We start from the raw sequence: 11646 nt of genomic DNA, 5'->3' as shown, positions 1-11646 counted from the left end.
GATGAATGCACCGCTACCCGCGCCGATCAAGGCCGTGATCTTCGACATGGACGGCCTGCTGCTTGACACCGAAGGCATCTACACCGAAGTCACCCAGCTGATTGCCGACCGCTACGGCCGCACGTTTGACTGGAGCATGAAGCAGAACACCATCGGCCTGGGGGCTTATGAACTGGCCAGCTATATCGTGCAGGCCGTGGGCTTGCCGATGAGCCCCGAGGCGTTCTTGCAGGAACGCACACCATTGATGAATGCGCGGTTCCCCCAGGCGGCGGCCATGGCCGGGGCCCAGGCGCTGGTGCGGCATTTGTCGGCCCACGGTGTGCCGATTGCGGTGGGTACCAGTTCGTCGCGGCACTATTTCGAACTGAAAACCACCTTGCACCGCGACTGGTTCTGCTTGTTCGATGCCATCGTCACCGCCGATGACCCTCAGGTAGGCGCTGCCAAGCCGGCGCCGGATATCTTCCTGGTGGCCGCCCAGCGACTGGGAGTGACGCCCGCTGAATGCCTGGTGTTCGAGGATTCCCCATTCGGTATCACTGCGGCCAAGGCGGCCGGCATGTACGCCGTGGCCATCCCGGACCCGGCGATGCCGCAGGAGAAGTTCCTGCATGCGGATGGAAGACTGCTGAGCCTGGAGGCGTTTGACCTCGCGCGATGGGGGTTGCCAGCCTACCGCTGACTCGACGTTCGGTAGGCTGCCTCGTCGTCAGCGGGTGTATGGTAGACCGGGCAAACACCTGGATTATCTCTGGAGAGAGAGGTGACTATGAGCACTCCCATGCTGAACAAGCTGCATCTCAACGGTTATGACATCGTGCAGGTCAACAGCGGCCCGTGGCGCGTCTGTACCAAGGCTGATCGCCTGGCATCCTTCGGTTCCCGTGAGCAGGCGCTGGCGTATGCCGCGGCGCTACCGGGTTACAAGGCAGGGTCTAGGCCGGTCGCCAATGATGCATGAGCCCTCAACAGCCTCGGTCAATCCGGGGCTTTTTATTGGCACCCAATTGAGCAATACATGACCGGTGGCGAGGGAGCTTGCTCCCGCTGGAGTGCGAAGCGCTCCCAGGATTTTGGAGCCGCTACGCAGCCCAACGGGAACAAGCTCCCTCGCCACACAGAGGATATTTTGGGATGATTCGCAGCTGATCAGCCCGTAGGAACCTGTCATGTCCCTGGCAACCTTATTTCTGTTCGTCATGATGAGCGCCGCGATTATCGCGATACCTGGCCCGACGGTTCTGTTGGCCCTGCAAAATGGTTCGCGCCATGGTTTGCAGGCGGCGCTCTGGGGCATGGCCGGGGCGGTGTTGGCCGACGCGTTGCTGGTGACGGCGGTGGCGTGTGGCCTGGGATTGCTGCTCGCGGCCAGCGAAGGGCTGTTTCAGGCGCTGAAATGGATCGGTTCGGCGTACCTCATCTGGATCGGCTGGCAGATGTTGCGATCACCCCAGGCGGCGTTGCCATCGGTGGGCGAAGGTGAGGACGGCGGCACCCGCTCGGCGAGTATTTTCAACCGCAGTTTCCTGGTGGCGATTTCCAATCCCAAGGCGTTGTTGTTCATGTCGGCATTCCTGCCGCAATTCGTCGACAGCACCCAGGCACAACTGCCGCAGTACGCGTGCCTGTTGCTGGCGCTGTGCGTGCTCAATGTCAGCATCATGATGTTCTACGCGGTATGCGGGGCACGCTTGCTCAGTCGCCTGCGGCCCGCACATTTGCAGCATTTCAATCGCGGGGCGGGTGGGTTGTTGATGACGATGGGCGTGCTGTTGGCCGCTTACCGTCGTGCCCCGGCTGCGTAACTTAAACGAATGGCTGGCCGTGGAACCCGCGTGGCAGGCGCTGACGGCCTGGCAGGTCGGTCAGGCGCTGGGTCCAGGCACTGCGCCAGTCACCGGCGGCATGGGCGGTTTTGGACTTGCGCGCGGCACGCCGAGCGGCGTTGCGTTGGGTGCGGCGGGCTTCCTTGAAGACTTCGGTGTTACGGCAGGTACGGCACTTGACCCGATTCAGCTCGGTGCTGGAAGGGAGGTTGTTGCCGTGATGACCGCAGGCAAGATGCCCGGCGACCTTGAAGTGAATGACCATGTAAGCGTCTCCTTCTTGGGGGATGCGTCGCATCGGTAATCTGCTGATGCGCGCGGGCAGGGCGGGGCAGCCATTGGCTGATGTTCACCGCTCTGTCTTTTATGACAGTTCGCTGCTCCATGCGTTCGTTTGAGGGTATTGCGCCTCCGTCGACACCCGTAGCGCCTGCTGGTAATGCAACGGCGAGCGGCCGATCTCACGTTTGAAGGCATGGCTGAATGCGCTCTGGGAGTTGTAGCCCAGCGAGAGCGCGAGCTCGATCAACGAGCGTTTGCCCTCAGCCAGCGCCCGCGCTGCCAGACGCATGCGCCACTGGGTGAGGTAGGCCATCGGCGAGACCCCGGCGACGTCCTTGAAGTAGGCCGCAAAGCTGGCTCGCGACATTGCACACGCCTTGGCCAGTACCTCCAACGGCCTGGTTTCGCCCGGCTCGCCATGGATAAGGCGCAGCGCCGGCGCCAGGCGTTTGTCGGTCATGGCGCGCAGCCAACTGCCGGACAGCGGCGGTGCGGTTTCGAAATGCAAACGCAGAATTTCGATGAACATCAGGTGCGCCAGTTGCGATGAGGCCACTGCTGCACCCGGACGATCATGCTCCCGTTCACGCACCAGTTGATTGAGCAACCAATGCAGTGTTTCGAGCGCATGGGTCCTGGCATTCAAATGGATGAAGGGCGCCAGTGCTGCACGTAGCAGGTGTTCGGAGTCAGGGCTGAGTTCCACCTTGCCGCCAATCATGAAGAACTCATCCCCATCGCCGTGATACGCCAGGGCACCCACTCGCTTGTCGAGGATCTGTTGCAAATCCACCGGTGTTGCACTCAGGTCACTGGCCATGACATGGGGCCTTTCGGCCGACAGTAGAAACACATCGCCTTCGTTTACCGCAATGGGCGTGCTTTCGCCTTTGATCTTCAGCCAGCACGTCCCTCGCAACACGCCCCAGAACTTCAATTGGGTAGCCGGTGGAAAGGCGATCGCCCAGCGTCCGCCCGCCACCAGGCCGCCGGACATCACGGAGCGGGCTTGCATGAAGGTGAGCAACTCGGAAAATGGATCAGTCATGATTTAGACGATTGCTTATAAAAATTGGAGTCTAGCGCATTCATCGTCTAGGTCGGATGGATATGCTGGGGTCTCCAACGTCACTACAGAGGGTTTGATCATGACATCACGCACTTGGTTGATCACCGGAGCCAACAGTGGCTTTGGACGCGAGATGACCGAGCAATTATTGGCACGGGGGGAGCGCGTTGCGGGCACGGTCCGGGATTTGGCGAGCATGGCGGACCTGCGAGCGCTTCATGGCGAAAGGCTGTGGCTGGCCGAGTTGGATCTGACTGATACCCCGGCGATTCGCCGGGTGGTCGATCAGGCATTCAAGGCGCTGGGGTCCATTGAGGTGGTGGTCAGTAACGCAGGCTACGGCCTTTTCGGCGCCGCAGAAGAGATGACCGATCAGCAGATCGAGCATCAATTGGGTACCAACCTGCTGGGTTCCATTCAATTGTTGCGCGCCGCGCTGCCCCACCTCAGGGCCCAGGGTGGCGGGCGGATCCTGCAACTGTCCACCATGGGCGGGCAGGCCGTTTTCCCGGGTGGTTCGCTGTACCATGCGAGCAAGTGGGGAATTGAAGGCTTTGTCGACGCCTTGGGCGAGGAAGTGGCTTGTTTCAACATCGGCTGCACCCTCATCGAACCCGGTAGCGCCCGCACCGGTTTTCGCTACCGCAGCGCGCAACTGGCGCCACGCCTGGAAGACTACGACCGTTCTCCTTCCAGCCACGCACGGCGGATGATCGAAGGCGGCACGACGGTGTCGTCGGGTGACCCGGCCAAGATGGTTGCGATCATGCTTGCCAGCGTCGACCAGCACCCTGCGCCCAAGCGCATTGCCTTGGGGCCAGACGCCTACACCGTGATGCACAAGCAGCTCAGCGACCGTCTGGCAGCACTGGAAGCGCAAAAGGACCTGGCATTTTCGACGGACTTCTTTGTGCCGTAACGAAACCGGCATTGCTGTTCGCGACGCACCCGCTCGTTTATCCTCCGGTCACACACACAATGTGACTGGAGTGGAAGATGAGCAATCAAGAGTCCCAGGAAGGCGGCTGCCGTTGTGACCGGGTGCGTTTTACCGTGACCGAAAAACCATTGATCACCATGGCGTGCCACTGCACCGGGTGCCAGAAGATGTCATCCAGCGCGTTCTCGCTGAGCGCGCTGATCCCCAGCCACGGATTCACCATCACCCAGGGCAACCCGGTGATCGGCGGGTTGCATGGCGTAGACCGCCACTACTGCTGCCCCCACTGCATGAGTTGGATGTTTTCCCGCCCCAATGGCGTGGAAGATCTGATCAACCTGCGCCCCACCATGCTGGATGACGCCAGCGGTTATGTGCCATTCATAGAAACCTGGACCAGTGAAAAGCTGCCGTGGGCGACTACCCCGGCGCAGCACAGCTTTGCGCAGCTCCCGGAGAGGGAGAATTTCCCCGCGCTGATACAGGCGTACGCCGAGTACAGCGGCGGTTGAACTAGTCCATCAGTGCCAGCAGGTCGGTGTCGCCCACGTCGCGCCCGGCCTGGGTCAACAGCGTTGTCACCTGGCCCCGGTGGTGGGTCTGGTGATTGAAGAAGTGCACGAGCAGTGCATGAAAATTCTTGTTCATGGGCGTGCCCGCCATGTTGTGGTACTGCAGGGGCTGATCCAGGTCCGGCTCACTGATCGACTGCACCCAGTCGATGATGAGCTGGTCGAGCCAGGCGCGGTGGGCCGACAGTTCACGGATATCGGCGAAGGCCAGTTTATTCAGGCGTGGCGGCAACGCCAACGCGTCTAACGGTACCAGCGCGGCAAAGCCTGCTGGATGCTCGGCGAAACGCTTGAGCCAGACGCGATCACCCAGGGCGAGGTGGTTCAGCGTGCCAAGGATCGACCCGAAGAACGCGCCACGGTCGGCAATCAAGTCTTCGTCGCTCAGGCCGTGGGCCGCTTCATACACCTTGCGGTTCATCCACTGGTTATAGGTCGCCATCAAGGCAATCTGCTCGGTACGGGTCACGTGAGGTTCCTCGATGGGGGGCGCGTCGCCATGATAATGCGAGCCTGCCGGGCGGTCATGGTGTTCTCGCGCAGCGCAGCTATTGTTGTTGATCTGGAACTCTGCGCCCTGGGAGGGTGACACCATGAATACCGGCGATCTACTGGAACAATTGCTGCGGGCGGGCCAGGCCTCGTCCAGCCAGCAGGGCGGCGCTGCACCCGGGTCTCAGGGCGGGCTCGGTGGTTTGGGCGGCTTGCTTGGCGGTTTGCTGGGCGGCAGCGGTGCTTCGGCTTCCGGCGGTGGCGGCCTTGGTGGCTTGCTCGGTGGCCTGGGCGGCATGCTCGGCGGAACCCGTGCGGCGCCTCAGGGGCGCACCGGCGGCACTAACTACGCGGCGCTGGCGTCGTTGGGGATGATGGCGTTCCAGGCGTATCAGGCCTGGCAGCGGCAACAGGCGTCGGCGCCGCAGCAGGCGTTGCAGACGGTTGACCAGTTGTCTGGCGCGCAGGTCGAAGAACACAGCCACGCCGTGCTGCGTGCATTGATCGCGGCAGCCAAGGCGGATGGCGAGATTGATGAGCGGGAGCAACAGATGATCTCGGCCGAGATCGGCAAGCACACCGATGATCCGCAATTGCAGGCGTGGCTGGATGCCGAGGTGGCCAAGCCGCTGAATGCGGCGGATTTTGCCGAGTTTGCCGGCGATCCGGCGGTGGCGTCGGAGGTGTACCTGGTCAGTGTGCTGCTGGTGGATGACCAGCGGGACGCGGAGCGCAATTATCTGGATGAGCTGGCGGCGCAGTTGAAGATTGATCCTGCGTTGCAGGTGCATCTGGAGCAGCAGGCCAAGGGGCAGGTTTAAATCGCTATTTACGGTCATACCAAGCCTGTGGCGAGGGAGCTTGCTGTGGCGAGGGAGCTTGCTCCCGCTGGGCTGCGTAGCGGCCCCGGAATCTTTGGGAGCGCTTCGCACTCCAGCGGGAGCAAGCTCCCTCGCCACAGCAAGCTCCCTCGCCACTGGGATCATCGTCTGCGGGTTAGAACCGCAGTGTGGCCCCCGTCGTGAGCCATTGATGCTGATCCCCGATCAAACTGCGTCCTACCACCAGGTCCACGTCCACATTCTTGCCGATATGCATCCTCGGCCCGGCTTGCCACGCCTGGTCGCCGCCTTGCTGGCCGTAGCGTTCGGCGATCAGTGTCAGTGAGTCCATCAGGCTGTATTCAAACCCGGTGCCCCAGGTCGGCCGATGGGTCTGGTCGCCGTCGTTATAAGCGTGGCTCCAGCCGGCGTTGAAGTTAAGCCGCAGGGCCTCCATGGGCTGCCAAGTAAACGGCACATTCAAGTCCGCGCCATCAAACGAGTGCCGGCGGTTCAGCGCGTAATGCACGCCGGCAGACGCGGCCAGTTCCAGGCCCAGGTCTTCCCGGGCCCACAACTGCGCCTTGAGCTGCGGATTCACTTGGGTTTCGCCGTCGCCATCATGGTTGGCCCGGGACACGGCGGCAGTCCACTGCAACCAAGGAATGGCAGCGGAGGTGCAGGCCGGCGCCAGGGTTTCACTGTGGGTTGAGCCAGCGTGCCGGTTGGCGGTGAACCAGGCGTCGACATTGCATTCGCCCGGGGCGTTGATTGCGCCGTCGTCGACCACGTAGGAGCCGCCGGCCGCATGGGCATTCGACATCAGGCTGAGCACCAGCACGATGCCCGCGGTCACGCCGACGAAAATCAGGTTGCGCCGCACTGCCCGAAGCTTGGAGGCGGGCAGGGGATGGAAGGTAACGTGGGTGGTGCGGTTGCGGTATTTGGCGAAACCGTCAGGTGTGTGTTTCTTGTACATGGTGAACCTCGATCAACAGCCGGTGGCGCGCCCCGACCGGACTTGGCAGGGACGCGCCGTGTTTCAAATAGAAAAAAGTGTGCAACGGGGTACCGCTACAACGGGGTTCTTCGTTCATGCCTGGATACTCCAATAAGGGTTGATTCAGCTGTCTACAGTCAGCACATGGATGCCACTGGCCCTGGCCTGGCTCACCAGTTCCGAGGTGTCGTCGCCACCGGGCAGCGCGATGATCACGTCGGGCCGGCTGTCGGTGAGCATGAACTGGTTGCGATGGCGTTCGGCCTGCTTGCCATGGCGTTGCCAGTTGGGTGGGTAACGCACCACATCCACTCCGGTTTCCCGGGCCCAGTCTTCCACGTCGCTGCCCAGGAACTGGCTGCCACCGTGGATCAATACCTGCACCGGGCGCAGGCGGTGGTAGGCGTCCAGCACCTGGCGAGACATTTTTGTATCGGCGTAATGACGACCTGCACAGATCAAGATGCGCATGGTGATCTTTCCTTGTAGTGCGTATTGCCATTTATCGACGCGGGCGCAGCAAGCGGATGCACGTACTGTTCAAGGTGCTGGAAAAACCCAGCATGAAGCGCATTTCCACGGCGCTGAGCACGTTGCGCACGTACAGCCGTACGCCCAGCACCATCACCGCCTTGGCCGCCTGGGCGAGGCCGTACACCAGCAGCGCGCGAGCAGCGTTGTCGAGGTAGCTCATAAGTGTGTTCATTGTCTGTCTCCGCGTGCACTGGCTATCTACCGATAGCCAGCGCTTTCAGGGGCGGTTGATCAGTACCACTGCTTGAAGCGGCGGATGTAGAGGGTTTTCATCAGTTGTGCCACGCAGCAGTAGGCGACCAGGGTGCCCACCAGCCATGGGAAGTACGCCAGTGGCAGCGGCTCCAGGCCAACCATCGCGCCCAGCGGCGAGAACGGTACGTAGATGCCCAGCCCGATCACGATGCAGGTCATCATCATCACCGGCCATGCGGCGTTGCTCTGGAAGAACGGGATCTTGCGGGTGCGCAGCATGTGCACCACCAGGGTTTGCGAGAGCAGCCCCTCGATGAACCAGCCGGACTGGAACAGGGTCTGCATTTCCACGCTGTTGGCCGAGAACACGTACCACATCAGGGCAAAGGTGGTCATGTCGAAGATCGACGAGGTCGGCCCGATCCAGATCATGAAGCGGCCAATGTTTTTCGCGTCCCACTTGCGTGGCTTGGCCAGGTATTCCTTGTCCATCTTGTCCCACGGCAAGGCCAGCTGGGAGATGTCGTACATCAGGTTTTGCAGCAGCAGGTGGATCGACAGCATTGGCAGGAACGGGATGAACGCACTGGCCACCAGCACCGAGAACACGTTGCCGAAGTTGGAACTGGCGGTCATGTTCAGGTACTTCATGATATTGCCGAAGGTCTCGCGGCCTTTCAGCACGCCTTCTTCCAGCACCATCAGGCTCTTTTCCAGCAGGATAATGTCGGCGGATTCCTTGGCAATGTCCGTCGCGCTGTCCACCGAGATGCCCACGTCGGCATCCCGCAAGGCCGGAGCGTCGTTGATGCCGTCGCCGAGGAAGCCCACGGTATGACCGTTGGACTGCAAGGTCTTGAGCACCCGCGACTTCTGCAGCGGCGTCAGCTTGGCGAACACCGTGCGCTCCTCGACCCGCAGCTTGAGGGTGGCGTCGTCCATCGCTTCGATTTCCGTCCCCAGCAACGGTACGCCTGGCTCCAGGCCGACCTGGCGGCAGATCTTGCTGGTGACGATGGCGTTGTCGCCGGTGAGCACTTTGACCGCCACGCCAATTTCGCGCAGGGCAGCGATCGCCGGGCCAGCGGTTTCCTTTGGTGGATCAAGGAAGGTCAGGAAACCACGGATCACCAGGTTGCGCTCATCGGCCGTGGTGTACTGCTTGCGGGCGAGTGCCTGGGGAATGTTGCGGGTGGCCAGCACCAGCACCCGGAAGCCGTCTTCGTTGTAGTCCTGGGCAATCGCCAGCAACTCGTTGCGACGCCGATCATCCAGCTCGACGGCCACGTCGCCTTCCATCACGTGGGTGGAAATGCTCAGCATCTCCTCGACCGCACCCTTGCACACCAGCAGGTGATCGTTTTGCGCGTCCTTGACCACGATCGACAGGCGACGGCGAATAAAGTCGAACGGCAACTCATCCACCTTGCTATAGGCAAACGGCACCTGGAACTTCGGATTCTGCTCGGAGAACTGTACGACCGCCTGGTCCATCAGGTTCTTCATGCCGCTCTGGTGATGGCTGTTGAGCCAGGCGAGGGTCAGCACCGAATCATCACGGTTGCCAAAGGCGTTGACGTGGTGTTCGAGGATGATCTTGTCCTGGGTCAGGGTGCCGGTCTTGTCGGTGCACAGCACGTCCATCGAACCGAAGTTCTGGATCGCGTTGAGGCGCTTGACCACCACCTTGCGCTTGGCCATGGCGGTTGCACCCTTGGCCAGGTTGGCGCTGACGATCATCGGCAGCATTTCCGGGGTGAGGCCTACCGCCACTGCCAGGGCGAACAGCAACGCGTCGCTCCAGTCACCCTTGGAGAAGCCGTTGAGGAAGAACACGATCGGCGTCATTACCAGCATGAAGCGGATCAACAGCCAGCTGACGCTGTTCACCCCGCGGTCAAATGCGGTTTGCACCCGGGAGCCGACAATCGCCTTGGCCAACGAGCCAAAGTAGGTGCGCGGGCCGGTGGCAACCACCACGGCTTTCGCCCGGCCGCTGACCACGTTGGTGCCCATGAAACAGATGTTCGGCAGGTCCAGCAGGTTGCCCTGGTCGGCCGCCGTGGACGTGGCGGATTTTTGCGTCACATCCCCGAGGGTGTCGTACTTCTCTACCGGCAAGGCTTCGCCGGTCAGCACGGCCTGGCTGATGAACAGGTCACGGGACTCGATCAGGCGGATGTCGGCCGGGATCATGTCGCCGGCAGACAGTTGCACGATATCGCCGGCCACCAGGTCGCGCATCGGCACTTCCCGCAGGGTCGGCTTGGAGCCCACTTGCTCGCGACGCAACACCGTGGCGGTGGTGCGCACCATGGCCTTCAAGGCCTCGGCGGACTTGGCCGAACGATGCTCCTGCCAGAAGCGCAGCAGGCTGCTGAGCATGACCATGGTCATGATAATGATGACCTTGGTCAGGTCGGCTTCTTCACCGGCCTGCAGTGGCAGCCAGTAGTCAGTGAAGAAACTGATGGCGCCGAGGGTCAGCAGCACGTAGATGAACGGGTTGTTCAGGGCCTGGAGGAATTGCACGATGGCGTGAGGCGGCTTGTCGTGGGCCACCTCGTTGTAGCCTTCACGTTGCAGGCGAGCAGAGGCATCCAGTTCGGTCAGGCCATCCTTGGTTGCCCGGACATTGGCGAGGGTTGCCGAGAGGCCGTTCTGGGCTTCGCGGGCGGCACGCATCGACAGCTTGGTGTCGGTATCCGTGCCGTTTTTCTTGTGCAGTTTCGGGTTTTTTACTGCGCTCATTGTGTGTACTCCTGTCGCCAATTTTTCGACAAAACATACCCGGTACTTACCTGATGACAGGCGAGCGAAAGCATGCCGAGTCGCTGACTTCGCGATCGGTTTAAATAAAGTGTTGGGTAACTTTCTACAGGCCCGCTAACAGCGCGTTAGTTAACTAACGCGCAGCGGGCTACTACTGGCTTCGTCCATAGAGAACTCCAGCTAATCAAGTAACGGATAATCAGGAAGTTGCTGTTTCCAGCTGGCTTATGCCGCGCGAGCGTCCACGTAGAGGCTCAGCATCAGGCTCGCTTGCGCGACCAGGCTGGGAACGTCCCGTCTCTGTGGGTCTTGAGGGTCGGCGTGATCCCATTGCTGGACCAGGTGGCCGGTGGTGGGGCAGATACGCCAGTGTGCCCGGGGAGTCGGGCACACGCGGGGGGATGAGGTCACAAAGGTGCTGCGGGTAGGGGAGAAGCCTACGGGCTCGCGGCACAATTTGGCACGCAGGGCGTTAGCCAGCGTACGCAGATCAGGTAAAACAATCAGTTGAAAGGTCATAACACACCTCGGGACCGGACTGGCATCCGGTGAGGCAGTTACGTTGGAGCGTCAGGCTCTAGCGCAGCTTACTCGGCCGGAAAGGCGAGTCCCGTCATTTTTTCTGGGTTTGGCGCCCGATTCGCCGCATTCACGGTGATCGGACAACGACTAGATACTGTGTCCATTGGCTTCTTTTGTGAGGTTGAAAAATGGCCCTGAGTTGCAGGCACGGGGAATTTACTCAGGCAGTTGCCGGATGTCAACGTTTAATGACTTAAATTGTTACTGGTTCAGAGTTTGTTCAGATAGAAGGTTGGGGGAAGTTGCAATATCAAGTGTGCTTATTGATAAGTGGCCGGTGTGTGGCGGGCAGGTGAAGTAACAATAGCCGGATAACTTATTGCGGGGTTCCGAAGCCTGCGTTCGGCCAGCGTGGTTTAACGGGGCGCCCAAGATCAACAGCAAGAGCACAGCGGCCTACCGGCCGGCTTGAGTGTTGTAGAGCAAAAGCCAAATCAAAAGCTAAAGCGGGCACGGTCCAAATGTGGGAGCGGGCTTGCTCGCGAAGGTCGTTAACGATGACGTGGGCATTCTGAATGAACGCGGCGCTCTCAGGTTTTTCGCGAGCAAGCCCGCTCC

The 11646-nt window shown here is 61.1% G+C and carries 15 protein-coding genes; 6 read left to right on the top strand and 9 right to left on the bottom strand.

The features are described 5' to 3' along the window. Nucleotide 1: 1 nt before the first annotated feature. The 3 genes from HX824_RS05470 to HX824_RS05460 all read left to right on the top strand — a co-directional run bounded on the left by HX824_RS05470 (nucleotide 2) and on the right by HX824_RS05460 (nucleotide 1808). The gene (locus tag HX824_RS05470; RefSeq protein ID WP_177054238.1) at nucleotides 2-685 is read left to right on the top strand and encodes an HAD-IA family hydrolase; all 684 of its coding nucleotides are present in this window, start codon (nucleotides 2-4) and stop codon (nucleotides 683-685) included. Nucleotides 686-772: 87 nt separating this feature from the next. Further along, on the top strand, nucleotides 773-964 hold the full coding sequence (locus tag HX824_RS05465; protein ID WP_168197509.1) for a DUF2188 domain-containing protein: 192 nt from the start codon (nucleotides 773-775) through the stop codon (nucleotides 962-964). A gap of 208 nt (nucleotides 965-1172) precedes the next feature. Next, nucleotides 1173-1808, top strand: coding sequence for a LysE family translocator (locus HX824_RS05460; RefSeq protein WP_177054237.1), 636 nt, complete (start codon nucleotides 1173-1175; stop codon nucleotides 1806-1808). Nucleotide 1809: 1 nt separating this feature from the next. Here HX824_RS05460 and HX824_RS05455 read toward each other — a convergent pair whose 3' ends face one another. Together HX824_RS05455 and HX824_RS05450 are read right to left on the bottom strand one after the other, a co-directional pair. Further along, on the bottom strand, nucleotides 1810-2094 hold the full coding sequence (locus HX824_RS05455; RefSeq protein ID WP_003207761.1) for a hypothetical protein: 285 nt from the start codon (nucleotides 2092-2094) through the stop codon (nucleotides 1810-1812). 99 nt (nucleotides 2095-2193) lie between these two features. After that, on the bottom strand, nucleotides 2194-3159 hold the full coding sequence (locus HX824_RS05450; protein WP_102368998.1) for an AraC family transcriptional regulator: 966 nt from the start codon (nucleotides 3157-3159) through the stop codon (nucleotides 2194-2196). 100 nt (nucleotides 3160-3259) lie between these two features. Between HX824_RS05450 and HX824_RS05445 the strand changes: the two genes are divergently transcribed. Together HX824_RS05445 and HX824_RS05440 are read left to right on the top strand one after the other, a co-directional pair. After that, a complete protein-coding gene (locus HX824_RS05445; RefSeq protein WP_032899357.1) occupies nucleotides 3260-4099 on the top strand; it encodes an SDR family oxidoreductase in 840 nt (279 codons plus the stop codon). A 77-nt stretch (nucleotides 4100-4176) separates the two neighbouring features. After that, nucleotides 4177-4632, top strand: a complete 456-nt coding sequence (locus tag HX824_RS05440; RefSeq protein ID WP_003207766.1) for a GFA family protein — start codon at nucleotides 4177-4179, stop codon at nucleotides 4630-4632. Between the two features lies 1 nt (nucleotide 4633). On the opposite strand, the gene HX824_RS05435 is transcribed toward HX824_RS05440, so the two are convergent. Next, a complete protein-coding gene (locus HX824_RS05435; RefSeq protein WP_177028282.1) occupies nucleotides 4634-5161 on the bottom strand; it encodes a DinB family protein in 528 nt (175 codons plus the stop codon). A 124-nt stretch (nucleotides 5162-5285) separates the two neighbouring features. Between HX824_RS05435 and HX824_RS05430 the strand changes: the two genes are divergently transcribed. Next, entirely contained in the window at nucleotides 5286-6005 is a 720-nt protein-coding gene (locus HX824_RS05430; RefSeq protein ID WP_008435042.1) for a tellurite resistance TerB family protein, read from the top strand. Nucleotides 6006-6180: 175 nt separating this feature from the next. Here HX824_RS05430 and HX824_RS05425 read toward each other — a convergent pair whose 3' ends face one another. The 6 genes from HX824_RS05425 to HX824_RS32415 form a co-directional block, all read right to left on the bottom strand. Next, nucleotides 6181-6984, bottom strand: coding sequence for a hypothetical protein (locus HX824_RS05425; protein WP_134326563.1), 804 nt, complete (start codon nucleotides 6982-6984; stop codon nucleotides 6181-6183). 144 nt (nucleotides 6985-7128) lie between these two features. Further along, nucleotides 7129-7476, bottom strand: a complete 348-nt coding sequence (locus HX824_RS05420; RefSeq protein WP_102606046.1) for a DUF2493 domain-containing protein — start codon at nucleotides 7474-7476, stop codon at nucleotides 7129-7131. A gap of 31 nt (nucleotides 7477-7507) precedes the next feature. After that, the gene (locus HX824_RS05415; protein ID WP_256346922.1) at nucleotides 7508-7711 is read right to left on the bottom strand and encodes a hypothetical protein; all 204 of its coding nucleotides are present in this window, start codon (nucleotides 7709-7711) and stop codon (nucleotides 7508-7510) included. 59 nt (nucleotides 7712-7770) lie between these two features. Continuing rightward, nucleotides 7771-10485 (bottom strand): magnesium-translocating P-type ATPase, encoded by a 2715-nt coding sequence (mgtA, locus tag HX824_RS05410; protein WP_023658814.1) that lies wholly within the window; start codon nucleotides 10483-10485, stop codon nucleotides 7771-7773. 246 nt (nucleotides 10486-10731) lie between these two features. Continuing rightward, nucleotides 10732-11025: a hypothetical protein gene (locus HX824_RS32485; RefSeq protein ID WP_256346921.1), complete on the bottom strand. Its 294-nt coding sequence runs from the start codon at nucleotides 11023-11025 to the stop codon at nucleotides 10732-10734. Between the two features lie 379 nt (nucleotides 11026-11404). Beyond that, nucleotides 11405-11646: hypothetical protein (locus HX824_RS32415; RefSeq protein WP_218180441.1), on the bottom strand; the 242-nt coding region annotated here is incomplete at its 5' end.

The sequence above is a fragment of the Pseudomonas sp. D4002 genome, assembly GCF_013385665.1.
In the GTDB taxonomy this organism is placed as follows: domain Bacteria; phylum Pseudomonadota; class Gammaproteobacteria; order Pseudomonadales; family Pseudomonadaceae; genus Aquipseudomonas.
This window is presented reverse-complemented; position numbering and strand designations above follow the sequence as displayed.

Coding starts and splice junctions, on each gene's coding strand:
- HX824_RS05470 (WP_177054238.1), top strand. CDS start 2: ATGAATGCACCGCTACCCGCGCCGATCAAGGCCGTGATCTTCGACATG.
- HX824_RS05465 (WP_168197509.1), top strand. CDS start 773: ATGAGCACTCCCATGCTGAACAAGCTGCATCTCAACGGTTATGACATC.
- HX824_RS05460 (WP_177054237.1), top strand. CDS start 1,173: ATGTCCCTGGCAACCTTATTTCTGTTCGTCATGATGAGCGCCGCGATT.
- HX824_RS05455 (WP_003207761.1), bottom strand. CDS start 2,094: ATGGTCATTCACTTCAAGGTCGCCGGGCATCTTGCCTGCGGTCATCAC.
- HX824_RS05450 (WP_102368998.1), bottom strand. CDS start 3,159: ATGACTGATCCATTTTCCGAGTTGCTCACCTTCATGCAAGCCCGCTCC.
- HX824_RS05445 (WP_032899357.1), top strand. CDS start 3,260: ATGACATCACGCACTTGGTTGATCACCGGAGCCAACAGTGGCTTTGGA.
- HX824_RS05440 (WP_003207766.1), top strand. CDS start 4,177: ATGAGCAATCAAGAGTCCCAGGAAGGCGGCTGCCGTTGTGACCGGGTG.
- HX824_RS05430 (WP_008435042.1), top strand. CDS start 5,286: ATGAATACCGGCGATCTACTGGAACAATTGCTGCGGGCGGGCCAGGCC.
- HX824_RS05425 (WP_134326563.1), bottom strand. CDS start 6,984: ATGTACAAGAAACACACACCTGACGGTTTCGCCAAATACCGCAACCGC.
- HX824_RS05420 (WP_102606046.1), bottom strand. CDS start 7,476: ATGCGCATCTTGATCTGTGCAGGTCGTCATTACGCCGATACAAAAATG.
- HX824_RS05415 (WP_256346922.1), bottom strand. CDS start 7,711: ATGAACACACTTATGAGCTACCTCGACAACGCTGCTCGCGCGCTGCTG.
- mgtA (WP_023658814.1), bottom strand. CDS start 10,485: ATGAGCGCAGTAAAAAACCCGAAACTGCACAAGAAAAACGGCACGGAT.
- HX824_RS32485 (WP_256346921.1), bottom strand. CDS start 11,025: ATGACCTTTCAACTGATTGTTTTACCTGATCTGCGTACGCTGGCTAAC.